Source organism: Chelatococcus sp. YT9, from assembly GCF_018398315.1.
GTDB lineage: Bacteria > Pseudomonadota > Alphaproteobacteria > Rhizobiales > Beijerinckiaceae > Chelatococcus.
This window is the reverse complement of the sequence record NZ_JAHBRW010000001.1, coordinates 736,434-758,212: the sequence shown is the minus strand read 5'-3', so window position 1 is coordinate 758,212 and position 21,779 is coordinate 736,434. Positions and strand designations below refer to the sequence as shown.

22 protein-coding genes and 1 tRNA gene are annotated in these 21,779 nt (G+C 62.9%); 13 read left to right on the top strand and 10 right to left on the bottom strand.

Going from position 1 to position 21,779, the window contains the following annotated elements; all coding sequences use genetic code 11:
• Window positions 1–5 precede the first annotated feature (5 nt).
• The 4 genes from KIO76_RS03495 to hemA all read right to left on the bottom strand — a co-directional run bounded on the left by KIO76_RS03495 (window position 6) and on the right by hemA (window position 2,908).
• Complete coding sequence (locus KIO76_RS03495) at window positions 6–989, bottom strand: zinc-dependent alcohol dehydrogenase family protein (protein WP_213321487.1); 984 nt, start codon at window positions 987–989, stop codon at window positions 6–8.
• A gap of 29 nt (window positions 990–1,018) precedes the next feature.
• Window positions 1,019–1,303 (bottom strand): hypothetical protein, encoded by a 285-nt coding sequence (locus tag KIO76_RS03490; RefSeq protein ID WP_213321486.1) that lies wholly within the window; start codon window positions 1,301–1,303, stop codon window positions 1,019–1,021.
• Window positions 1,304–1,493: 190 nt separating this feature from the next.
• Window positions 1,494–1,568: transfer RNA gene (locus KIO76_RS03485), tRNA-Thr, on the bottom strand.
• A 113-nt stretch (window positions 1,569–1,681) separates the two neighbouring features.
• Window positions 1,682–2,908, bottom strand: coding sequence for a 5-aminolevulinate synthase (gene hemA / locus KIO76_RS03480; RefSeq protein ID WP_213321485.1), 1,227 nt, complete (start codon window positions 2,906–2,908; stop codon window positions 1,682–1,684).
• Window positions 2,909–3,335: 427 nt separating this feature from the next.
• Between hemA and KIO76_RS03475 the strand changes: the two genes are divergently transcribed.
• The 6 genes from KIO76_RS03475 to KIO76_RS03450 all read left to right on the top strand — a co-directional run bounded on the left by KIO76_RS03475 (window position 3,336) and on the right by KIO76_RS03450 (window position 8,338).
• Window positions 3,336–3,569: a hypothetical protein gene (locus tag KIO76_RS03475; RefSeq protein ID WP_213321484.1), complete on the top strand. Its 234-nt coding sequence runs from the start codon at window positions 3,336–3,338 to the stop codon at window positions 3,567–3,569.
• A 6-nt stretch (window positions 3,570–3,575) separates the two neighbouring features.
• Window positions 3,576–4,865 (top strand): UDP-N-acetylglucosamine 1-carboxyvinyltransferase, encoded by a 1,290-nt coding sequence (murA, locus tag KIO76_RS03470; RefSeq protein ID WP_213321483.1) that lies wholly within the window; start codon window positions 3,576–3,578, stop codon window positions 4,863–4,865.
• Between the two features lie 705 nt (window positions 4,866–5,570).
• Window positions 5,571–5,999, top strand: a complete 429-nt coding sequence (locus tag KIO76_RS03465) for a DUF2948 family protein (protein ID WP_213321482.1) — start codon at window positions 5,571–5,573, stop codon at window positions 5,997–5,999.
• 49 nt (window positions 6,000–6,048) lie between these two features.
• Window positions 6,049–7,374 (top strand): histidinol dehydrogenase, encoded by a 1,326-nt coding sequence (gene hisD / locus KIO76_RS03460; RefSeq protein WP_213321481.1) that lies wholly within the window; start codon window positions 6,049–6,051, stop codon window positions 7,372–7,374.
• A gap of 24 nt (window positions 7,375–7,398) precedes the next feature.
• Window positions 7,399–7,881 (top strand): UPF0262 family protein, encoded by a 483-nt coding sequence (locus tag KIO76_RS03455; RefSeq protein WP_213321480.1) that lies wholly within the window; start codon window positions 7,399–7,401, stop codon window positions 7,879–7,881.
• A gap of 4 nt (window positions 7,882–7,885) precedes the next feature.
• Window positions 7,886–8,338, top strand: a complete 453-nt coding sequence (locus tag KIO76_RS03450) for an arsenate reductase ArsC (protein WP_213321479.1) — start codon at window positions 7,886–7,888, stop codon at window positions 8,336–8,338.
• A gap of 45 nt (window positions 8,339–8,383) precedes the next feature.
• On the opposite strand, the gene KIO76_RS03445 is transcribed toward KIO76_RS03450, so the two are convergent.
• Window positions 8,384–9,118 (bottom strand): TerC family protein, encoded by a 735-nt coding sequence (locus KIO76_RS03445; RefSeq protein ID WP_213321478.1) that lies wholly within the window; start codon window positions 9,116–9,118, stop codon window positions 8,384–8,386.
• A gap of 574 nt (window positions 9,119–9,692) precedes the next feature.
• Here KIO76_RS03445 and KIO76_RS03440 point away from each other — a divergent pair.
• The 4 genes from KIO76_RS03440 to KIO76_RS03425 all read left to right on the top strand — a co-directional run bounded on the left by KIO76_RS03440 (window position 9,693) and on the right by KIO76_RS03425 (window position 14,157).
• On the top strand, window positions 9,693–9,950 hold the full coding sequence (locus KIO76_RS03440; protein ID WP_213321477.1) for a hypothetical protein: 258 nt from the start codon (window positions 9,693–9,695) through the stop codon (window positions 9,948–9,950).
• 749 nt (window positions 9,951–10,699) lie between these two features.
• Window positions 10,700–11,443, top strand: coding sequence for a response regulator (locus KIO76_RS03435; RefSeq protein ID WP_213321476.1), 744 nt, complete (start codon window positions 10,700–10,702; stop codon window positions 11,441–11,443).
• Window positions 11,440–12,969, top strand: a complete 1,530-nt coding sequence (locus KIO76_RS03430; RefSeq protein WP_213321475.1) for an ATP-binding protein — start codon at window positions 11,440–11,442, stop codon at window positions 12,967–12,969. The genes KIO76_RS03435 and KIO76_RS03430 overlap by 4 nt, the downstream gene beginning before the upstream one ends.
• Window positions 12,970–13,722: 753 nt before the next feature.
• Window positions 13,723–14,157 (top strand): hypothetical protein, encoded by a 435-nt coding sequence (locus KIO76_RS03425; RefSeq protein WP_213321474.1) that lies wholly within the window; start codon window positions 13,723–13,725, stop codon window positions 14,155–14,157.
• Window positions 14,158–14,255: 98 nt separating this feature from the next.
• On the opposite strand, the gene KIO76_RS03420 is transcribed toward KIO76_RS03425, so the two are convergent.
• Window positions 14,256–15,470: an ROK family transcriptional regulator gene (locus KIO76_RS03420; protein WP_213321473.1), complete on the bottom strand. Its 1,215-nt coding sequence runs from the start codon at window positions 15,468–15,470 to the stop codon at window positions 14,256–14,258.
• 268 nt (window positions 15,471–15,738) lie between these two features.
• Here KIO76_RS03420 and KIO76_RS03415 point away from each other — a divergent pair, with 268 nt between their 5' ends.
• On the top strand, window positions 15,739–16,992 hold the full coding sequence (locus KIO76_RS03415) for a Gfo/Idh/MocA family protein (protein ID WP_213321472.1): 1,254 nt from the start codon (window positions 15,739–15,741) through the stop codon (window positions 16,990–16,992).
• A 259-nt stretch (window positions 16,993–17,251) separates the two neighbouring features.
• Here KIO76_RS03415 and KIO76_RS03410 read toward each other — a convergent pair whose 3' ends face one another.
• Window positions 17,252–17,491, bottom strand: coding sequence for a hypothetical protein (locus tag KIO76_RS03410; RefSeq protein WP_213321471.1), 240 nt, complete (start codon window positions 17,489–17,491; stop codon window positions 17,252–17,254).
• A gap of 27 nt (window positions 17,492–17,518) precedes the next feature.
• Here KIO76_RS03410 and KIO76_RS03405 point away from each other — a divergent pair, with 27 nt between their 5' ends.
• Window positions 17,519–18,427 (top strand): ribokinase, encoded by a 909-nt coding sequence (locus tag KIO76_RS03405; protein ID WP_213321470.1) that lies wholly within the window; start codon window positions 17,519–17,521, stop codon window positions 18,425–18,427.
• A 129-nt stretch (window positions 18,428–18,556) separates the two neighbouring features.
• On the opposite strand, the gene KIO76_RS03400 is transcribed toward KIO76_RS03405, so the two are convergent.
• Window positions 18,557–20,002, bottom strand: coding sequence for an NAD-dependent succinate-semialdehyde dehydrogenase (locus KIO76_RS03400; RefSeq protein WP_213321469.1), 1,446 nt, complete (start codon window positions 20,000–20,002; stop codon window positions 18,557–18,559).
• Between the two features lie 344 nt (window positions 20,003–20,346).
• On the opposite strand from KIO76_RS03400, the gene KIO76_RS03395 reads away from it, so the two are divergent.
• On the top strand, window positions 20,347–20,820 hold the full coding sequence (locus tag KIO76_RS03395) for a DUF3806 domain-containing protein (RefSeq protein ID WP_213321468.1): 474 nt from the start codon (window positions 20,347–20,349) through the stop codon (window positions 20,818–20,820).
• A 93-nt stretch (window positions 20,821–20,913) separates the two neighbouring features.
• On the opposite strand, the gene KIO76_RS03390 is transcribed toward KIO76_RS03395, so the two are convergent.
• Together KIO76_RS03390 and KIO76_RS03385 are read right to left on the bottom strand one after the other, a co-directional pair.
• A complete protein-coding gene (locus KIO76_RS03390) occupies window positions 20,914–21,156 on the bottom strand; it encodes a hypothetical protein (RefSeq protein WP_213321467.1) in 243 nt (80 codons plus the stop codon).
• A 245-nt stretch (window positions 21,157–21,401) separates the two neighbouring features.
• On the bottom strand, window positions 21,402–21,701 hold the full coding sequence (locus tag KIO76_RS03385) for a PsiF family protein (RefSeq protein ID WP_213321466.1): 300 nt from the start codon (window positions 21,699–21,701) through the stop codon (window positions 21,402–21,404).
• Between the last annotated feature and the right edge of the window lie 78 nt (window positions 21,702–21,779).

Sequence of the window (21,779 nt, the reverse complement as noted above, 5' to 3'; positions counted from 1 at the left end):
TTGCTCTAGGGTACCAGCACCGCGGCGCCCTCGAAACATCCGGCGCGTAGATCGTTGAGCGCCTGATTGGCTTCAGTCAACGGATATCGGTGGGTCGTCGTCGTGATCCCGGCCCGTGGGGCAATTTTCAGGAAATCGATGCCGTCCTGGCGCGTCAGGTTAGCCACCGAGATAACCTGCCGTTCTTCCCACAGCAGCCTGTAAGGAAAGCTTGGAATGTCGCTCATGTGGATGCCGGCGCAGACCACGCGTCCACCCTTGCGGACAGCCCTCAGCGCGGCGGGGACGAGAGCGCCGACCGGCGCGAAGATGAGGGCCGCGTCGAGCGGGGCGGGCGGTGCCTCGTCCGATCCACCCGCCCAGATCGCGCCGATGCTCCTGGCGAAGGTCTGGGTCGAGACGTCGCCAACCCGGGTGAAGGCATAGACGGCGCGGCCCTGCCACGCTGCCACCTGCGCGATGATATGCGCGGCGGCGCCGAAGCCATAGAGCCCGAGGCTTTTGCCTTCGCCAGCCATGACGAGCGCCCGCCAGCCGATGAGTCCCGCACAGAGGAGCGGCGCGAGCGCGACATCATCGCCATTTTCGCCCAAGGGGAAGGCGTAGCTGCTGTCGGCGATGGCGGTGGTGGCGAAACCGCCATCGCGCGTATAACCCGTGAAGAGCGGCGCGTCGCACAGGTTCTCGTGACCGCCCGTGCAGTAGGGGCACGTGCCGCATGTATGCCCGAGCCATGGAATGCCGACGCGCTCGCCTATGCGCAGATGTGTGACGCCGGCGCCCAGTGCTTCCACACGGCCGACGATCTCGTGGCCGGGTATGATGGGCAGCCTCGGAGAGGGCAGGTTGCCATCCACCACATGAAGATCAGTCCGGCAGACCCCGCAGGCGGCAACCTTCAGCCGGATCTCTCCCGGGCCGGGCTCCCGGTCCGGCAGTTCGGTCCCGACGAGTGGGGTTCCGCACGCCCTGAGTTGCATCGCGTACATGGCCGTCCCTCCCTCGCGCCGACCTTACGTCAAACCTTGGGATTCTCGTCCATCCGTGCCTTGTATTCCGCGTTGTAGCCCGCAGCGATCGCGGCATCGACCAGGGGGCGCACGGCGTCCTCAGCAAGTCCGCGCGGCGTTCCCACGAAGGCGTCGGCCAGCGACATGACCGCCGACGTGGCGGCAAGCAGGCTGTCCGTTTCCTCGAAAGGTTCGATGAAAGCTTCGATCTCGGCGCGATGATCGAGATCAGGCGAGCGCAAGGCCTCTGCCAGGGCTCGTCCACGCACGAAGGTCTCGGGTTGGATCGACATGGCGGGATGACCTGATGTTAGCGGGGGCCTCCCCGCACGGTGGACCTGCCCGATTTGTCGGCCAAACCCGCGCCCTTCGCAACGGGCAATATGGAACGCAACGTTCCGACGCCACCTTCTCCGCCACTCGCATCCTCCGCGTGGGCGGGGATTTGACGTGTACGCGATTGCCAGAGAGAGAGGGAAGGGATGGTGCTGCCAGAGAGGATTGAACTCTCGACCTCTCCCTTACCAAGGGAGTGCTCTACCACTGAGCTACGGCAGCTAAGATCCGGCGGCGCGTGCCTGCCTGGAAGCGGGCGGACACTGCCACAAGGCATTCGCCCGCGCAAGCGCGCAAATGCCATTAAATGCGTTCTTCCACGCTTGCTTGTGGACTTAAGCTGCGGCGGCCTGGGGCCGCAGCGGCAGGCCGAGCTTCTGCCACACCGCGACAAGCCCGTCGGCGAGCCCGGCGATCAGATCGTCACTGTGGAAAGGTGTCGGGGTGATGCGCAGACGCTCGGTGCCGCGGGGCACAGTCGGATAGTTGATGGGCTGCACGTAGATGCCGTGATCGACGAGGAGCATGTCGCTTGCGCGCTTCGTCAGTTCGGGATCACCGACGATTACAGGCACGATATGCGTAGGGTTCGGCCTCACCGGCAGCCCGGCGGCATTGAGGACGGCCTTTGTGCGTGCCACCTGGGCGCGATGGCGCCGGCGCTCCTCGCCGCTGGTCGACAGATGTTCCACGGCTGCATGGGCGGCGGCGGCTATGGCCGGGGGGAGGGCGGTAGTGAAGATGAAGCCGTGCGCGTTGGACCGGACAGCATCGATGATCAGGTCGCTCGCCGCGAGATAGCCGCCGATGCAGCCAAAGCCCTTGGCCAGGGTCGCCTCGATCACGTCAAGGCGATCGAGTGCGCCCACCTCCTCGGCATAGCCGCCGCCGGACGCACCGTAGAGCCCGACCGCATGGACCTCGTCCACATAGGTCATCGCGCCATAACGCTCGGCGAGATCGCAGATGGCATGAATCGGCGCGACATCGCCGTCCATCGAATAGACACTTTCGAAGACGATAAGCTTGGGCCGGGCCGGATCGGCCGCCGCCAGGAGTGCTTCGAGATGAGCGAGGTCGTTATGCCGGAAGATGACCTTTTCGGCACCCGAGCGGCGCACGCCCTCAATCATCGAATTATGGTTCTGCTCGTCGGAGAGAATGAGGCAGTCCGGCAGGAGGCGTGCGATCGTCGCAATGCCCGTCTCGTTGGAGACATAGCCGGAGGTGAAGACGAGGGCCTTCTCCTTGCCATGAATCCGGGCCAGCGATTTCTCGAGCTCGACGATCGGCAGGCTGGTCCCGGCGATGTTGCGGGTGCCGCCCGCGCCGACGCCCATCCGCTCAGCCGTCCGCGTAGCTGCTTCAATCGTCACGGCGTGCCGGCTCATGCCGAGATAATCGTTTGTGCACCACACAACCACATCACGCGGCCCGTCCGACGAGTGCCAGATGGCACGCGGAAACCGTTCGACGTCACGCTCCAGCGTCGCGAAAACACGGTAGCGCCGCTCGTCGTGCAAGGTGTCGAGGGCGGAGCGGAAGAAATGGTCGTAGATCATGCGGCGTCCCATTCTGCGAGCCTGATCGCCTGCAATCGCGGTCCTGCCCTGCATCAAGGCGACATCGCTGGTTGTGCTTCAAGGCAATCCATGCGTGTCACATTTTGAGCAATTCCATATTGGCGCGAATGACACAAGACGTCGAGACGCCGCAGGCCGAGAATCTGGAAGGACAAAATGCCCACCCCCTCCGGTTGGACAGCTTCATCCCAGGCGCTGCCCAGGGGATTCTGCGGATCGGATGATCCCGTCCTTTTCACGCTTTTGCGTCAAGGATTCGCTGACCTTTGCGCAAAGGCTGCGTTCCTTGCCACTTGTGACACGGCCCGGAGATGTCTATCGCTTTTCGTGGGGGCTCTGCGCCCCGCGCTGGGCTATGGCTCACGGGTGAGACTAGACGGAATGACGAGGCCGATCACGGACCGCCATGGCGAAAGGTGAGACCGACACGACCCGGCAGGCACGCTTGGCGGCGGCTTTGCGCGACAACCTCAAGCGCCGCAAGGAGCAGGGCAGGGCTCGCAAAGCGGCGGTATCCGACCTGCAGGCCGGAATTTCGTCGACCGCAGCTGAGCATGATCATGCGCCGGATGGTCAGCGATTGAATACTAGAGTGGATTCTCATGGGGCGGGCGGGCAGCGTCCAGTGAAAGAGGACTGATTGTCGATGGATCGAATTCGCATCGTGGGGGGCGAGCCGCTTGTTGGTACGCTGCCCATCTCCGGGGCCAAAAATGCGGCCCTGCCCCTCATGATCGCGTCCCTCCTCACGGAGGACACGCTGGAACTGCACAACGTTCCCCGGCTTGCCGACGTCGGCTTGCTCCTGCGAATTCTCGGCAATCACGGGGTAGACCACAGCATCGCGGGCAAGCGTCCCGGCCAGACGGCCGAGACGGGGCAGACCATCCGTCTCAAGGCAAGCAGTATCATAGACACGGTTGCCCCCTACGAACTCGTGTCGCGCATGCGGGCCAGCTTCTGGGTGCTCGGCCCGCTTGTCGCCCGGATGGGGGAGGCGAAGGTTTCCTTGCCTGGCGGCTGCGCGATCGGCACGCGGCCGGTCGATCTTCTGCTGATGGCGCTGGAACGGCTTGGCGCCGAGATCGAGATCGATGCGGGCTATGTGCTCGCTCGCGCCCCGAGGGGCCTGCGCGGCGCGGAAATCAACTTCCCTAAGGTGACCGTTGGCGGCACCCACACGGCGCTGATGGCTGCCGTGCTGGCTGAAGGCACCACGGTCATCGAGAACGCGGCCTGCGAGCCCGAGGTGACCGATCTTGCGCTTTGCCTTGCGAAGATGGGCGCGCGTATCACCGGAGCTGGAACGACGCGAATCGTCGTGGAGGGCGTGACCAGCCTCGGAGGTGCAGAGCATTCCGTGCTGCCTGATCGCATCGAGACCGGCACCTATGCCATGGCTGTCGCGATGACAGGCGGCGATGTCCTCCTTGAAGGCGCTGAGCCGGATCTCCTGCAGTCGGCGCTCGATGTGCTCGTCCAGGCGGGAGCGGAGATCAGCGCGAGCAACGAAGGTATCCGCGTGAAACGCAATGGCGCCGGTCTTGCCAGCGTCGATGTAACCACGCAGCCCTTCCCGGGCTTTCCGACCGATCTGCAGGCGCAACTCATGGCGCTGATGACCCGGGCCAAAGGGACGACCCGGATCCGCGAGACCATCTTCGAGAACCGCTTCATGCATGTGCAGGAGCTCGCCCGCCTTGGCGCCCGCATTCGTCTCGACGGTGACGTGGCCTATGTCGATGGCGTGGCGCGGCTGAAGGGGGCCCCCGTCATGGCGACGGACCTGCGTGCCTCGGTTTCGCTCGTCATCGCGGCTCTTGCGGCCGAGGGCGAGACGATGGTGAACCGCGTCTATCATCTCGATCGCGGCTTCGAGGCGCTCGAGAACAAGCTCGGACGTTGCGGCGCGCGTATTGAGCGCCTGTCCGGCTGAGGGCAGCGCCTGTCCCGAACTCCGCAGCTTGCGATAGGCAGAGAACAACCGCCGCAGGGACCGCGGCGGTCGTTCTTTTTCAGCGATGCCGTGATGCCTACTGAATGATACCGCGTTTACGCCCAAAGCCCGGGATCTCGCAGCGGCAAGGTCCCCCCGAAGGCCCAACGGCTGGGCAGCTTCCGCGGGATGTTACGCAATAGCCGCCGCGACGCGGACCGCGTCGGTCGTCCCAGCCGCCGCGACGATCGTCCCAATCACCCCGACGTTCGTTGCGGCGCTCCCATTCCCGCTCGCGGCGCCACTCTTCACGACGCCTCTCTTCCCGCGGATCATAGCGAGGCGGTCCCCGATCATCATAATAGTCACGGCCGTAGCCGGGAGGTGCGTACTGGGCAAACGCTGTCTGGGGCACTGCCATCCAGCCGGCTACCAGTATCGCGAACAGCGACAGAAAAAGGCGAAGAGACATTGTTTCCTCCCGACCCCATATGAGCTGCAGATACAGTCTCCAGGGGCGAATAGTCAGGATAGCGCAGCCGATGGCATGACCCGCAGTTTGTGTCTTGTGCTTCAACGCTCGATGCTGGGGAATGTTTCATCGACACCGGAGCGGGCGCATCTGTTGCGTCAGCCCCGGTCGGCGGATAACAAACCATGAGTGCGTCAATTTTTGGTGTTTTCAGAGACGCATGGGGACCGCAAATGGACGAGATCAAGCTTATTGCCCTCGACCACGAAGACTTGTCCGTCATCTCAGCCCATCTCCAGGATGCGCTGCTGCGCGTCGAGGATTTGACCTACCTGCCGCACAGGCGTTGCTTCGCGATGGCGCTCCACCGTTTCGACTGGGAGGGCCCCGCTGAGGGCAAGCCGCAGCGGAGGCTTGCCGCTCTGCACTTCAATCAGGTCGAGCGGGTTCGCCGCAACAAGATCGATCCGGCCAGCAACGGAGAGGTTTTCAACCTGCTCGCCATCGATTTCATCGAGACGGAGGCGCCATCAGGTCTGGTGCTGCTATTGTTTTCCGGCGGAGCGGCCATTGAGCTGCGCGTCGAGTGCATCGAGGCCCAGTTGCGAGATCTCGGGCCTGTTTGGGACGCCCCAGCACGCCCGAATCATGAGATGCCCTGATTGTGGACTTATCTGCCCTGTTCCAGACCATTGATGTAGCCAGAGACGAATGACCAAAGCGCCAGACACCTCGCCCGCGGGCGGCCCGTTCGAACTCGACAGCACGGCTGACGATTTTCCTGCCCGCTTTGCCGACCTCCTCGCCATGAAGCGCGAGGTCTCCGAAGAGGTCGACAAGGCCGTAGCCCGGATCGTGCAGGCCGTCGTTGAAGGCGGCGACCAGGCGGTCATCGATTTCTCGCGTCAGTTCGATCGGCTCACCTTAACGCCGGAGACCCTGCGGGTCAGCGAAGACGAGCTTGATGCGGCGACGGGGGCATGCGACAGCGACACGCTGGCAGCCCTCCAGACAGCCCGCGACCGGATCGAGGCCTATCATAGCCGCCAATTGCCTCGGGATGAGCGCTTCACCGATGCTCTCGGCGTGACCCTCGGCTGGCGCTGGACGGCAGTCGGAGCCGTCGGGATCTATGTGCCGGGTGGCACGGCGAGTTATCCGTCGTCCGTGCTGATGAATGCGGTTCCTGCCAAGGTTGCCGGTGTCGAGCGCGTCGTGATGGCTGTTCCGACACCCGACGGCGCAGTCAATCCGCTGGTCTTTGCGGCAGCCCGCCTTGCGGGTGTCGATGAGGTCTACCGCATCGGCGGCGCGCAGGCGATCGCTGCCTTGGCTTATGGCACCGAGAAAATCCGGCCCGTTGACAAGATCGTCGGCCCCGGCAACGCCTATGTGGCAGCCGCAAAGCGGCACGTATTCGGGCGGGTGGGCATCGACATGATTGCCGGTCCATCCGAAGTCCTGGTGCTGGCGGACGCGTCGGCCAATGCGGAATGGATCGCCGCGGATCTCCTCGCCCAGGCCGAGCACGACACCGCGGCTCAATCCATCCTCATCACCAACGATCGCGCTTTGGGCGCCGCGGTGAAAGAGGCTGTCGAAGGACAGCTCAAAACGCTGTCGCGCCGGGATATCGCCGAGGCCAGCTGGCGGGAATTCGGCGCCATCATCCATGTGCCGTCTTTGGCCGAGGCTGTCCCACTGGTCGATCGTCTGGCGCCGGAGCATCTTGAGATCGTTGCGGAGGACGCCGACAAACTCGCGGGAAGCATCCGCAACGCTGGCGCTATTTTCCTCGGTGGCCATACGCCGGAGGCGATCGGGGACTACGTCGGAGGCTCCAACCACGTGTTGCCGACTGCGCGTTCGGCACGCTTCTCATCGGGGCTCGGGGTGCTCGACTTCATGAAGCGGACGTCTATCCTGCAGTGCACGCCCGACAGCTTGGCGGCTCTTGCTCCGGCCGCGATCGCGCTTGGCCGGGCTGAGGGGCTTGATGCCCACGCGCGTTCGGTCAGCATCCGCCTTAACCGCTGACTGAGACTGAAACAGGAGACAGGGTTGGGAGACGCAAAGCTTCGCCGCCGCCTCGTTTCCGTCACGCTCGATGAAGTGTCGATTGGTCGGGGCAATCCCGACCAGGAACACGAGCGTGCTGTCGCCATCTGGGACATTATCGAAGCCAATTCCTTCGCCATCCCCGGGGATGATGGAGGACCCTATTGCCTCACCATTTCGCTGGTGGAGAAGAAGCTCGCCCTGGACATCCGCCGGGAGAATGGCGAGGCGGTGATCGCCCATGTGCTTTCCCTCACGCCATTTCGACGGGTGATCAAGGACTACAAGCTCGTTTGCGACAGCTATTACGCAGCGATCCGCAGCGCCACGCCGGCGCAGATCGAGGCGATCGACATGGGACGGCGGGGCTTGCATGACGAAGCTTCCGAACTTCTGCGGGACCGGCTCAACGGCAAGGTGGAGGTTGATTTCGACACAGCCCGGCGCCTTTTCACCCTGATCTTCGCATTGCACTGGAAAGGGTGAGCCCATGGCAGAGCCGTCGCCTGCCGGGGATCGCGAGGTACGGGCGGTTCTGTTCATGTGTGCCCACAACGCCGTGCGATCGCCCATGGCGGCAGGCATTGCCCGTCACTTTTTCGGCCGCACCATTTATGTGACCTCCTGTGGCGTTCGGCCGGACGAGCTTGATCCCTTCGCCGTAGCGGTCATGGACGAGATCGGCGTCGCGATCGGGGATCACAGCCCGCAATCGCTGGACGATCTGGCTGATCTGAGCTTCGATCTGATCGTGACCCTTTCCCCGGAGGCCCATCACCAGTCACTCGAATTGACGCGCACGCATGCGTTCGACGTCGAATACTGGCCGACCCAGGACCCCACGGCGACGGAAGGGACGCGCGACCAGAGGCTTGACGCCTATCGCAGCGTCCGCGACCAGCTCACCCAGCGTATTCTCCAGCGCCTTTCAAAACTGCCCTAGGGAAAGCTGTTCCCCTCGAGCAACTTCTTCCGTCGTGGGCTCGCTTTAGATTTCCTCTTCCCGGCGGCGTGACCATTTCAACGCGCCCGCGGTCGCCAGTACGATGAGCGCTCCGATTGCCGCGGCCGCGTAAAGCACCTGCGAGACCGGCATAAGCGCTCCGTCATGCGCGGCGTCCGGGAACGCAAGGCCGCTGCCGACCGAACTGAGCTGTGCCACGACAAGAGGGTCCGAGACGAGCATTTCCCCGGCAATCCAGCCGAGAAGCAAGGCCCCAGCCCAGACGAAGACGGGATAGCGCTCGAGCAAGGCCATGATCAGCGTGGATCCCACCATGATGAGCGGGATCGACAGCACGAGGCCGAAGATAAAGAGCCATGGATTACCATGGGCGGCGGCGGAGATGGCGACGACATTGTCGAGGCTCATGACGGCGTCGGCGATGGCGATGGTGCGCACCGCCTGCCACAAACTGGTGCTCTCGCGGATATGGTGCTCGCTGTCTTCCTCTCCGACCGCGAGTTTCACCGCGATCCATAGGAGAAGAAGACTGCCGGCGATGCGCAGAAACGGCAGCTCCAGCAGATAACTGATGATCAACGCGAAAATAATCCTGAGGCAGACAGCCGTGCTCGCCCCGAGAAATATGCCGGCGCGCTTCTGCCGCGCGGGCAAAGAGCGGCAGGCCAGTGCGATGACTACGGCATTGTCACCTGAGAGAAGCAGGTCGATCCAGGCAATTTGCAGGATCTGCAGCAGGATTTGCGGGTCGAAGGACATACGGCTAACTCGATCGAAGGGCCGGCAGGGCGTCTGGAATTGGATCAAGAAACGGGCAAAGACTCGGACCAGGTATGGACCCGCTCGGCATGGCTGGCTCCATCCTATACAGGGCGAACGTCTTCCGGAGGGAAGTCAAGGCACCACCGTCACGCGCGGGATCGTCATGCGGATCACGTCACGCAGATGTCTGGCCTCAATCCAAGCGCTACTCCCTACGATTGCCAGTGGATAAGTGCTGCGTCTGACGCATAAGGACGCATTTTTAATGACTGCGCTATGTGTTTTTGGAATATGAGATCCGCTTGGTGAACGATTTTTAAAGATTCGCAGTTATTGTTAGGCGAATAAGCTGAGGCGAGGCTTTCGCCACCTTTGGAGTTGCAGTACGCCTTTGGATAACGTTCAAGCGGAAGCGCGCGCCCGTCATTTCTTCGGAAGGGCGGGGATATCCTACCGGAGCTGACCTGGCTGTCACCGCTTTGGCCATCTCTAGACCTGACCAACTTGGCCTCGGTCCTCATCGCTGCGCGCGGAGCGGATCGCTTTACAAACGGATTATGAAGGTTGGAGCATGTGGCAAGCGTGGATGCGGCTGTCGCGTGACATGACCCTTCTGGGCCTTGAGGCTCAGGAAGTCATTGCGTTGCGCATGGTACGGCTGGCTGGCGGCGGGCCCGTCGCGGAGGCGGAAATGAACCGTATGGTTGACGAGAAGGTCACCGCCTTCGTCGAAGTCGCGGCCACTCTAGCCACAGGTGGCGCGGCCGAACACGTCGTCCGTCGACTTCGCCGCAAGGTCCGCGCAAACGGCCGCCGACTGCGACGCTGACATCAATCCGAAGGCGGAGGCTTCCGGAGGCGCGAGCCTCCAGCGGATGCCGGCTTGGTGTTTAGCGCCTGCGTGCTCAAGGCGCGTCAGTGATCCTGAAACAGCAATGGTTTCGATCACGTAGGGCCTCGCCCCCGAGGAGCGCACCGGATTTGACTTAGTTGGTGCCGCATATGAGCCGTTTTTCAAGGACTCCGACGGACGACTTCGTCATCTGATTGCGGCCGGTGATAGGATCGCGATAGGTGCTTACAGTGCAGTCGCTTGTCAGGACAGCAACCCGTCCGTCGCGCTCACCAAACAGGACAGCGAGACCGATCCATAGACCCAAACCGACGGCTATGGTGGCCGCCCAGCTTACAACGGTGGCGGATCTGCGCGCCCTCGCTGGCGAGGCGCGCCGGGCCTTGGTCGGCATTGCGGTTTTCGTGCAAAGACTGAGAACAAAAGCCATCTGATCAACACACCTCGTGCCCTGTAGGGCAAAAAAGCAGTGCTCGGTCTCAGGAAGTGCGGGCAAGCTCTTCCGAGCGCCCTGGCCCGGAAACGCCGCGCGGCTGGGGGAGTTCCGGCGTTGCTTCCGGATCAGGGCCCGAGCAACACCTGTTTAGCGCGCGCCGCACCATGGGCTATGACGCCGGAGTTTCCGTTTGTAACGAAGCGTTACAGAAATCCGCTTGCTGCCGTGTTTGTGGATCTCCTAAGAAGCGCCCATACGTCCTAATCGACAAAGCGAAGGAGCATGGCGCATGTCGGCGACCACTGCTCAGCCCCATGTACTGATCGTTGATGACGACCCTCAGATACGCGGAATGCTGGTCCGCTTCTTGACGGATCATGGCATGCGCACCACCGAGGCCGCGAATGGCGAACGGATGTTCGCGGCGCTTGCCGCCGGGCGTTTCGATATCATCGTCCTCGACATTATGATGCCGGGGGAGGATGGCCTCTCCCTTTGCAGACGTCTGCGCGCCGAAAATCCGGTTCCTATCGTCCTGCTCACGGCTATGAATCATGACGCCGACCGTATCGTTGGGCTTGAGCTCGGTGCTGACGATTACGTGACCAAACCGTTCAATCCCCGCGAGCTTCTGGCCCGTATACGCGCCATTCTGCGACGCATGCAGGGTGTCGGCCCGTCCGCCGAGGCGCAAGGCAGCGTGCGCGGCAACTTCAGCTTTGCGGGCTGGCGGCTTGACGCATCCCGCCGCACTCTCCATTCGCCTGATGGCGTGCTGACAGATCTGACGTCCGGTGAGTTCGATCTACTTCTGGCCTTCGTCGAGCACCCTGAACGGGTCTTGAGCCGTGATCAGTTGCTTGATCTTGCCCACGGGCGGGTCGGGCAGTTGTTTGATCGCAGTATCGACGTGCAGGTCAGCCGTCTGCGCCGCAAGATCGAGATCGATCCGCAAGACCCACAGCTCATCAAAACGGTCCGTAGCGGAGGCTATATTTTCACGAGTGCAGTCGCGCGAGGTGACGGCTCGTGAGCCTGTGGCGCAGGTTATCTGCGACCAGCCTGGCGACCCGCATCGGCGTCGCGGTTACGCTGACACTTGCGGCGGTGCAGTTCGTCAACATCGTCGCGTTCCTGCTCGTGCCGAGGCCTCATATTACCGTGTTCCAGGCTGGCTGGATCGCCGATGCCACGATCGAGGCCTACAAGCGGTCCAAAGAAACGCCGCCAGACGCACGCGCCGCGGTGCTGGAGGCGCTGCCAGCAGCGCAATGGCTCAGGTTCTCGGTCGTCGATCGCCGCCCGGTCCCACCACCGCCGCCGTCGCCCCTATGGGACCCGTTGGGCTGGTTTGGCCCGAGCCCGCCGCGCCTCGAGCGCGGTCCCTTCCGTGAGGCGGCCAAGTGGCCGTTTGATCGGCTGGTTTTGTTGCTGAAAGCCGGACTCGGCGCCAGTGAATCGCCGGTGGTCGTAACGCTGGAGCCGTCTGATCGCGAGGGCGGTCGTTTTGGGCCGCCGTTGGTCAGTGTGGTGCCTCCGGGTGCCGATGCCCTGCCGGCGCCCCCCAATATGGTCGTTGTGCGGGAGACTGTGCTTCCACCGGGCTTCGTGATCGGCGTGCCTTTAGACGAAGCTCGCACGAGCTGGTTGGTCGTCGAGCCGAAGGACGCGCCGTTCCGCGCGCGCCTGTTTGAGTGGGACAGGCTCCGCAGCCTGACGCTCTTTGTGTTGAGCCTGATCATTATCGCAGTGCTGTCCGTCTGGATGGCCCGCAGCATGCTGAAGCCACTCCACCGCCTTGCTGCCGCAGCGGAAAGACTTGGCCGCGAACGCGAGATGACGCCGATCGAGCCGCCGCCGATCCGTGAATTCGCCGCCATTGCCCGGGCTTTCAACGAAATGCAGGTGCGTTTGAAGCGGTTCGTCGACGAACGGACCATGTTGCTCGCGGCGATTTCCCATGACCTGCGCACGCCACTGACGCGTCTCAGGCTTGTGGCGGAATATCTCGACGATCCGGCGCAGCGGCGGCAGGTCATGTCTGACATTGCCGAAATGGAGACGATGGTCGAGGCGACGCTCACTTTCGCGAGCGAGGAAGCCAGGCGGGAGGAGCATCGCGCTGTCGATATTGCCTCACTCCTGATCAGCCTCTGCGATGATGTGTCCGATGAAGGTGGTGCGGCACGCTACATTGGGCCGGATCACGCGACGGGCCGCTGCCAGCCTCTCGCTATGCGGCGCGCTCTGGCGAATATTATCCGCAATGGCGCCAAATACGGCGGCGCCGTGACGGTGAGCCTCGTGGTCGCGCCAAAAACGATGAAGGTGATTGTCGAAGACAATGGGCCGGGCATAGCGGCTGAGGATGTGGAGCGGGCATTCGCCCCGTTTCAGCGGCTCGAAACCTCACGAAGCCGCGAAACGGGTGGCACGGGGCTGGGGCTGACCATTGCCCGCGATATCATAAGCGGGCACGGGGGAAGCATCACTTTGGAGCCCTGCCATCCCGGGCGATCCCCCGTCGGTCTAAAAGTTACAGTGACCCTGCCACGTTAATCCGCGATTTATACTAGTTGGACAACACTATAGAAAATTGAAAAGGTACAACAGGATAATCACGGACACGGGGACACCGAGAATCCAAAGAATGATACCGCGCATGTCTGTCTCCTTCCGTTAATTTCTCACCCACGACAACCGGGCATCCGCGATTTTTGTTCCAGATCAGCTGCAACTGAGCGATAGACTTGGACGCACCATTGATCTGTATGAGGGTGCCGCAGATGTAACGCGGTAAGCGGCGTGGTCCGTAAGGCGGGCTCGGTGACAGCGGGCCAAGCGATTGTCGGATCGTTCTCGGGAGAAAGCGGGCTCAACGACAGTCTGCGCTGATATCGACGGAGAGGAGGCTTTCGGCGCGCCTATCTGGCTCATCCGACATCCCGAATCGCCAGAACGGCGCCTCGTCGGAGCGCCGTTCGTTCGGCTTGTGACCCTATCGCTTCATGGCCTGTCACGATCCGGGGATGTGGGGATTGGGGATAACCCCCATGAGGGAAGGGTGTGTCCGCCAATGGTCTGCCTTATGTCTCGCCAAAGGCGCTTACACTTTCTGCCGCGATGCTCTAAGGACAGGGTATGCGAACCTTCAGGCGAGCGATCGTTCTGATGGTCGATGACATGTTATGGCCATGCGGTTATCTCAGTTTTGTCTCGATTCGCTGTCAGCGGACTTCCATCGCCTTGGTGCCGGCGTCCTGCCGTCACTGAACTCCTTTCAGTAGATCGTACCCTCGTGGGAGCGTAACCATGACCAATGTTCCGCCAAATTCCGAGGACCAATCGAGCAGTGTTGCGGCTCTCGGCCTGCGTTGGGCTGCATTGCGCGGCATGCTTGCGTCCCCGCTGATCAACGCCGACGATCAGAAGTCGCTGCGAGACGACCTCCTGCGTGAATTGCGCACGGTTGAGCGGTCCATCGGCAGCATCGAGGCGCGCAACACCTTCGAGGTCTCGGCTAAGATCGATGTAATCAAGGAAGCGTTGAAGCATATCGGCTTTGGCGACACCGGCTGGGGACAGGATCTGCTCGAGAGCATCCGCCGCGACGTCATGAACATGGCGCAGTCCGTCGCGAAGAACGATCCCCGCCAGCCGGGCCATCCCATGCGCCCTGTCGGCCGCAGCATGGAAACGCCGACCCCGGCACCAGCTCCGCAGCAGCCTCCGCGATCGGAGAGCTGAGCCGCCCCTTCGCCTCGCTTTTCGCTTTGAATATACGGCCGCCTCCACGAGGTGGCCGTCGTCGTTTGGAAGGGGGCTTGACTTCTACGCTTGCCGCTTCAGGTCTCCGCGCCTCCGGCGACGGCGGGTAGCGAGAGGCCGCCCGGTTTCACGTCGAGCCCGAACAGGCTGTTGTGGAGGTCTGTCAGGGCTGTCCCGATGGCGCCGATCAAAGCGGCGCGATTGCCGAGCCGGCTGATGGCGAGCCGGGGCGGCACATGCCCGCAACGGGCGAGATGATGCCGCATGCGCTCGAACAACTCAGTCCTGACACCGATGCTGCCGCCGAACACGATGAGCTCCGGGTCGATGAGCGCTTGTACAGCGACAAGGGCCGGCGCGATGAGCCGGGCTGTCTCGTCGATGGTCACGGCCGCAATGTCGTCGCCCGCTTCGAGGGCCGTGAAGATTTCGCGCACGGTCGTACCCGCCGTGCCGCCGTAGTCCCGATAGCGATCGGCGATGGCCTTGCTGCCGACGGCAGTCTCCAACGTTCCCAGCATGAATCCCCGGGGATCATAGGGGTCGCCGCCGATCGGCAGGTAGGCGATCTCGCCGGCGGCCCCCCGGGCGCCACGAAGAAGCTTGCCGTCCGCCACGATGCCCATACCGATACCGGTGCCGAGGGCAATAAAGGCGAAGGTGCCGGCACCGGCGCCGTGTCCCTGCCATTGCTCGCCTTTAACCGCGAGATTGACATCGTTTTCGATGGCGATGGTGATGCCGAGGCGTTCTCGCAGAGCCCCTGCCACGTCGATCCGATCGACGCCGGGGATATTAGGCGCGACAGTGATGGCGCCGCTCGCGGCATCGACCACGCCGGGCGTCCCCATCACGCCGAAGCGCAGTCCCGTGGGAGGAACATCAGCCGCCGCTGCGAGACGGCGAGCAAGCGCCGCGATTTGCTCGACGACATGGAGCCCGCCGCGCAGGTCCGTCGGCACTTCCTCTTCCGCGAGAACGGCGCCGGCCAGATCAGCGACGGCAATCCGGAGCTTGGTGCCGCCGAGATCGAGACCGAGCACGAAGGCAGCCCTGTTGTTGATTTCGTAGGTCACGGCGCTGCGCCCGAGGACGCCTTGCGTGCGCCCGCGCTCCCGCAGCCAGCCGCCCTCCTCGAGTTCGCGCACGACTTCGGAAATGGTCTGCTTGGACAATCCGGTGACTTTCGCGATTTGCGCGCGCGAGATCGCCCCTTGGTTGAGCACGGCCTGAATGACGGTGCGCAGCGAGATCTGCCGGGCGACGGGCGTTGAGGGCGCATCAGTGGCCATGACGACCTCGCAAGGGGTGAACCGGATCGATAATGTCCGGGAGATTGACTAAATCACTGACCGCGGGGCGTCAACTCAACACCCATTCCGTCCGGCGATGGCGTCCCGCGGCTTGAACACGCAGTTTTCGATTGCTTTCGTCAGGGAGCTTTACAAAAATGGCGCGATACCACGCCTGTCTCTGCGACTCGGCTGCGCATTTCGCGGGGCCGGACGCGGATCAAGCTCGACAACACCATTCGCGATGCGCCTTGCCGAGGAAACTGCCATGACAGCCGCCCAACCGCTCGCCGTCCTTCCCCTGCTGCGCATTGGTTTCATCGGATCCGGCTTCATCGCGCGTTTTCATCTGCAGGCGCTGACTGGCGTACGTAACGTCACCGTTGCCGGTGTGTATAGTCCGCGCGCGGCAAGGCGCGAGAGTTTCGCTGCGCTGGCCGAGAGCCTTGATCTTGGCCCTTGCCGCAGCTTCGACAGCCTGGAGGCAATGCTTGCTTCCGGCGAGATCGACGCCGTGTGGATCACCACGCCGAACCATACGCGGCTCGCCACCATGCACGCCATCCATGCGGCGGTGACGGAGGGGCGGGCGTCCATACGGGCGGTGGCTTGCGAAAAACCGCTGGCTCGGACACTGCGGGAGGCGCGTGAGATGCTGGCGCTCGCCGAGAACGCGGGGCTTCTTCACGGCTATCTCGAGAACCAGCTGTTCTCCACCGCCGTCCAGCGGGGCCGCGATATCATATGGCGCCGGGCCGCTCCGGCGACTGGGCGCCCATATCTGGCCCGCGCTGCGGAGGAGCACGCCGGCCCGCATGAGCCCTGGTTCTGGCAGGGTGAGAAGCAGGGCGGCGGCGTGCTCTCGGATATGATGTGCCATAGCGTCGAGGTCGGACGCTTTCTCCTGACGGCGCCCGATGAGCCGCGCGACGCGCTGAAGCTCGTCTCTGTCAATGCTACCGTCGCCAATCTCAAATGGACGCGGCCCGCCTATGCGGCGAAGCTCGCCGCCGCGATGCCGGGGGTGGACTACGTCAATCGTCCTGCCGAGGATTTCGCGCGTGGCATCCTCACCTTCGCCGGCCCCGGCGGCGAGACCGCGATCGTCGAGGCGACCACCTCATGGGCCTATGTCGGGCCGGGACTACGCATCACCCTAGAACTGCTCGGCCCTGAATATGCCATGGAGTTCTCGTCTCTGAACACAGGACTCAAGGTGTTCCTGTCGCGCGCCGTGGAGGGGGATGCCGGCGAGGACCTCGTGGAGAAGCAGAACGCCGAGCAGGGGCTGATGCCGGTGCTCGATGACGAGGCCGGCATCTATGGCTATACGCTGGAGAACCGCTATTTCGTCGACTGCTTCCGCCGCGGCGTCATGCCTTTCGAGACTTTCCATGACGGCGTCGCCGTGGTCGAGATGCTGATGGCGCTCTACCGCTCCTCCGAACTCGGCCGCACGGTCGAGCTGCCGGACCCAGCGCTCGAAGACTATGTGCCGGTGGTGGCGCGGGGCAATTCATGAATCAAGTCTATGACCTGTGGTATGTGCGCGCATACGAAGATCGTGAAGATACCGAATTGCATATCGGCATTTAGGGCCTCTGGCCGCGATTGCGAACAAGCGATCGAAATGCTGCGCGACAAGCCCGGTTTTCGTGACTATCCGGAAGGCTTCTGCTTTGAGGCTGTGACCTTGGGCTCAACCGTCTGGCAGGAAGGCTTCATAACTGCGTATGATCCTGCCGAGGAGGGGAGGCCAGGGACTTTCAGGCTGGCTCCGATCAAGTAAATTCGGACAGCTGCTGGATGTTGCGAAGCAGCGCGAATGTACTCGATCTGTATTGTTCGGGCGAGGCCGTCTCGTCCGAATAAACATATTTCACCGTGGAATACTTGCCGCCCAGGATCAGCAACCCCATGCGGTTAAACCGATTCCTACCCTTGTCCACCCTCGTCCATCCCCGCAATCCGTGCCACACTTCCGGCGAATCGCGATAAGCGGCGTGGCGGGTGTCGGTCATCCGCGTGCAGAGTATCCGGGAGGCCCCATGATCGTCGTCTTTGGCTCGGTGAACATCGATCTCATCAGCAAGGTCGAGCGCTTTCCTCATCCGGGGGAAACCATCACCGGCGCGGACCATATCGTGGCGGCTGGCGGCAAGGGGGCCAATCAGGCGCTCGCGGCGCGGCGCATGGGGGCTGAGGTTACCTTCGTCGGTGCGGCCGGAACTGACAGTTTCGCTGACCTCGCCCTCGCGCATCTCCATGCGGATGGCGTTCACCTCGACCACGTCACGACTGCGGACGGCGTGACCGGCACGGCCTTCATCACCGTGGACGCCAACGGTGAGAATCAGATCGTGCTGTCACCCGGCGCCAATGCGCAGGTGAGGGCGGCTGCCTTGGATGACATTGTCACCGCTTCGGGCGACAGCTTGCTGGTGCAGGGTGAGGTCTCGATGGGCGAGACCGAGAAGGCGCTTGCCTGGGCGAAGGCGCGCGGGCTCACGCGCATCTTCAATCTTGCGCCGGCGCGCCCGGTCTCCACAAAGCTTCTGTCGCTGGTTGATATCCTCATCGTCAATGAAGAGGAGTTGCGCCAGGTCGCCGAGCGTTCCGGCCTGCATGGCGGCGCAAGCGATGTCGTGGAGAAGCTCGCCTCTGATCTTGGCCTCGGCGTTGTGGTGACCCTTGGCCCGCAGGGGGCGCTCGCCCATGTGGAAGGGCAGTCGGCGCGTTGTCCCGGCTTCCCCGTCGACCCCGTCGACACGACGGGCGCGGGGGACGCCTTCGTCGGCGCTTTCGCGGCCGCGCTCGACGCAGGGCTCAGGCTGGAAATTGCTATTCGCCAGGGGTGCGCAGCCGGCGCGCTCGCCTGCCTCAAACAGGGCGCCCAACCGAGCCTTCCGCGCCGCGAAGACCTGGAGGCCCTGCTCGAAAAACGCATGCAGGTCTAGGACCAATGGAGCGCCAGTGTCACCCCGCCATCCCGGCCGGCGCGGGGGTGGGCGATCTCCTGAACCTCGACCTCATGGTCGGAAGCAATTATGGCCGCACCTTGAGCGCGGCCACAGGAGCGGAACTGTTCAGCGGCCGACCTGGCTCACGAACTTCGTGTTGAGATACGCCTCGACCGCCTCGATGCCGCCTTCGGAACCATAGCCGGAATCCTTGACGCCGCCGAACGGAACTTCCGGCAGGGCAAGCCCCAGATGGTTGATGGTGATCATGCCTGTCTCCATGACGTCAGATACCGCCGCCATGCGCTCGCTGGAGCGTGTGAACGCATAGCCGGCGAGGCCGAAGGGCAGGCGATTCACTTCCGGCACGAGCGCATCGAACTCCGAGAAGCGCGAGAACAGCGCCACAGGGCCGAATGGCTCCTCATTCATGATGCGCATGGAAGGCGTGACATCCGTGAGCACGGTCGGCTCGAGGAAGTTGCCGGTATTGCCGACGCGCTTGCCACCCGTGACGAGCGTCGCGCCGTTCTGCACGGCGTCGTTGATGAGCTCTTCCACGGCGAGGCGGCGGCGTTCGCTGACGAGCGGCCCCATGGTCGTCGAGGGATCGAGCCCGTCGCCCACCTTCACGGCCTTGGCCCCGGCGACGAAGGTCTCGAGGAACTCGTCGTAGGCGCCGTCCTGCACGTAGAAGCGCGTGGGCGAGATGCAGACCTGGCCTGCATTGCGGAACTTGGACCCGACCATGATCTTGCCCGCCTCGGCGACGTTGGCGTCGTCGAACACCACCACCGGCGCGTGGCCGCCGAGCTCCATGGTGGCCCGCTTCATATGCGTGCCGGCGAGCGCCGCGAGATGCTTGCCAACGGGCACGGAACCGGTGAAGGACACTTTGCGGATGGTGGGATGGGCGATGAGATAGGACGAAATTTCAGCCGGGTCGCCATAGACGAGGTTGATGACACCTGCCGGCAGCCCGGCATCGGCGAAGGCGCGAATGAGCTCGGCAGGCGAAGCCGGTGTGTCTTCCGGGGCTTTGACGATGAAAGAGCAACCGGCGGCAAGGCCTGCGGCGATCTTGCGAGCCACCTGGCTCACCGGGAAGTTCCACGGTGTGAACGCGGCCACCGGGCCGATCGGCTCCTTGATAGCAAGCTGCTGAACACCCGGGGCGCGGGCGGGAATGATGCGGCCATAGGTTCGGCGGCCTTCCTCAGCGGCCCAATCGATGACGTCGGCGGACGACATCAGCTCGCCCTTGGCCTCAGGGAGCGGCTTGCCCTGCTCCAGCGTCAACAACGGCGCGATGGCGTCGGCGCGCTCGCGCAGGATCTCTGCAGCGCGACGCAGCAGCTTCGAACGATCGAAGGCCGAAATCTTGCGCCAGGTGTCGAAGCCTTTCTGGGCTGCCTTCAGCGCACGGTCCAGGTCAACCTTGTCGGCCTTGGCGAAGCTTCCGATGGCCTCGCCGGTCGCGGGATTGAGCACCTTCAGGCTTTGCCCTTCCGTTCCCCGTGTCCAGGAGCCGTCAATGAAGAGCTGAACCTCGGGATAAGCGGGTGTGGTCATCGTCAGATACTCCAGGGATCAAGTCCGTATCGTGAGCCGCGGACAGGCAGCCGTGCGAAATTACCTTCCGGCGTTGTGATAAACCCTTCACGCACAGTGAGCCATGGCTTTTCATGCAATGCACATCAGATGGATCGACACAGGACGAAGATCAATGGCGTAAACGGATGTCATGGCTCAATATGCCGGACCTTGAGCGCGAGATGGGCGGTGGAGAGGTGCCTTTTCGGTTTAACCCGTGGTGCTGCGTGAGGCCTGTGGCGGTAGCGGCCGCCGTTTTTGCTTCAACCGTCGACGGATGCGTTGGCAACTTGAGGACAACAGCTTGTGAAAGGAAGCTTGCAATGACGAGCCAGCGTACGGAGGCATTGGCGGGGGACGATGCCGCCCATGTGGAGCGGCAGCGGGAATGGGTGCGCGGGCATTTCAAGCCAGAATTTCAGGATCGCTATGAGACGATCGATGGTAAGCTGAGGATCATCCAGGCGCTGTTGACGCCAGGCATGATCGAGCCTGACGAGACATGGAAACTGCAAAGCCTCGGCATCACTTTCGGTGATGTGCTGGCTCAGAAACTCGGCCTTACGTGGATTGTCGTGGATGATGCCATTGGCCGGGACCCCGCGCTGCAGGATGCCGAAAGCGGGCTGATCATTTTTGTTCTGACGATGATATCCAAGCGGGTGGAAACAGGTGAGGAGATCGACGTTCACGGCCTTTACAACGACGCGTTAAAACTCGTGACAGAGCAGCGAACCCGTCACAAGGCTGCTTCCGCGAGCGCCGTAACAGATGATGCGGAACCTGCTTCCTCTTAAACTGTTGTTTTAATGGCGTGATTGCGTTGAGACCCGCGTGGTCGCGCTGCGCTCGCTCCCTTCGTCGAAGGGGCGGGCGCTTCGTTGTGCGGTCTACGCGTGGAATTCTGGATCCGTGGGTGGCACGGCGATATCGATCACCCTAGGCGCGCGTCGTCGTGGCGATGTGTCTTCGCTCTGGGCGGCCACGAGATAGCGCAGCACCCCGTCTAGCATCTCGCTGGAATGCCCTTTGGCACGGAGGTCGGCAATCGCAGCGCGATGCCTCTTGATCCTTGCCTGAGTAGCGCGAACGATCTCGACATCGGTTTCGATGAGATGATTTTCGGGAACCATGGACGCCTCCCAACGCAATACGCATAGAAGGCTTAAAAGTTCCGCGTGACAATCATAAAAAAATGCGAAGCACTTTCGCGGGTGATTCGCTCCCGCGCCGCGAGGGCCGGCGTGGTCCTAAGACGTCGCCTTTAAGGCCGCACTGCCGTACGCCAAGGAGGAAACGCTAGATCTGCGGCACACCAGGCTCGCGCTCAAAGCCGCATTGCTCTGGCGGTAAGACGGCGCGGTGCAGGTGAACCGGATCAGCCCTTGAGGCAGGTGCTCAAGAACGCCTTTCGCTTCTCGCCCGTGAGCGCCTGTTTGGTGGCATCGGCGTTGCAGTCTTTCATGCGTTGTTGTGGAGCGCTGAGGGCCTTTTGCTCAGTGGCATCCGTCTTGCCGGCCAGGCAATTCGACATGAAGGTCTTGCGTTGATCTCCTGCCAGCGATTTTGCCTTGGCCTCGTTATTACATGTGGTCATGCGCTCTCGCTGGGCACTCTGCGCCGCGGACTGAGCGTTCGCCGGCAGGCAAAAACCGGCCGACAGGACGCTGAAGGTCATGAATGTGGCAAGGAGATTACGCGTGATCATGGCATCCTCCTGTTGGGAAGCACGGGCTATCGCGCGGTTCGCGCTCAC

Bases quoted from the DNA above. Each gene is read 5' to 3' on its own strand.
- KIO76_RS03495 (WP_213321487.1), bottom strand. From the start codon at position 989: ATGTACGCGATGCAACTCAGGGCGTGCGGAACCCCACTCGTCGGGACC.
- KIO76_RS03490 (WP_213321486.1), bottom strand. From the start codon at position 1,303: ATGTCGATCCAACCCGAGACCTTCGTGCGTGGACGAGCCCTGGCAGAG.
- hemA (WP_213321485.1), bottom strand. From the start codon at position 2,908: ATGATCTACGACCATTTCTTCCGCTCCGCCCTCGACACCTTGCACGAC.
- KIO76_RS03475 (WP_213321484.1), top strand. From the start codon at position 3,336: ATGGCGAAAGGTGAGACCGACACGACCCGGCAGGCACGCTTGGCGGCG.
- murA (WP_213321483.1), top strand. From the start codon at position 3,576: ATGGATCGAATTCGCATCGTGGGGGGCGAGCCGCTTGTTGGTACGCTG.
- KIO76_RS03465 (WP_213321482.1), top strand. From the start codon at position 5,571: ATGGACGAGATCAAGCTTATTGCCCTCGACCACGAAGACTTGTCCGTC.
- hisD (WP_213321481.1), top strand. From the start codon at position 6,049: ATGACCAAAGCGCCAGACACCTCGCCCGCGGGCGGCCCGTTCGAACTC.
- KIO76_RS03450 (WP_213321479.1), top strand. From the start codon at position 7,886: ATGGCAGAGCCGTCGCCTGCCGGGGATCGCGAGGTACGGGCGGTTCTG.
- KIO76_RS03445 (WP_213321478.1), bottom strand. From the start codon at position 9,118: ATGTCCTTCGACCCGCAAATCCTGCTGCAGATCCTGCAAATTGCCTGG.
- KIO76_RS03440 (WP_213321477.1), top strand. From the start codon at position 9,693: ATGTGGCAAGCGTGGATGCGGCTGTCGCGTGACATGACCCTTCTGGGC.
- KIO76_RS03435 (WP_213321476.1), top strand. From the start codon at position 10,700: ATGTCGGCGACCACTGCTCAGCCCCATGTACTGATCGTTGATGACGAC.
- KIO76_RS03425 (WP_213321474.1), top strand. From the start codon at position 13,723: ATGACCAATGTTCCGCCAAATTCCGAGGACCAATCGAGCAGTGTTGCG.
- KIO76_RS03420 (WP_213321473.1), bottom strand. From the start codon at position 15,470: ATGGCCACTGATGCGCCCTCAACGCCCGTCGCCCGGCAGATCTCGCTG.
- KIO76_RS03415 (WP_213321472.1), top strand. From the start codon at position 15,739: ATGACAGCCGCCCAACCGCTCGCCGTCCTTCCCCTGCTGCGCATTGGT.
- KIO76_RS03410 (WP_213321471.1), bottom strand. From the start codon at position 17,491: ATGACCGACACCCGCCACGCCGCTTATCGCGATTCGCCGGAAGTGTGG.
- KIO76_RS03405 (WP_213321470.1), top strand. From the start codon at position 17,519: ATGATCGTCGTCTTTGGCTCGGTGAACATCGATCTCATCAGCAAGGTC.
- KIO76_RS03400 (WP_213321469.1), bottom strand. From the start codon at position 20,002: ATGACCACACCCGCTTATCCCGAGGTTCAGCTCTTCATTGACGGCTCC.
- KIO76_RS03395 (WP_213321468.1), top strand. From the start codon at position 20,347: ATGACGAGCCAGCGTACGGAGGCATTGGCGGGGGACGATGCCGCCCAT.
- KIO76_RS03390 (WP_213321467.1), bottom strand. From the start codon at position 21,156: ATGGTTCCCGAAAATCATCTCATCGAAACCGATGTCGAGATCGTTCGC.
- KIO76_RS03385 (WP_213321466.1), bottom strand. From the start codon at position 21,701: ATGACCTTCAGCGTCCTGTCGGCCGGTTTTTGCCTGCCGGCGAACGCT.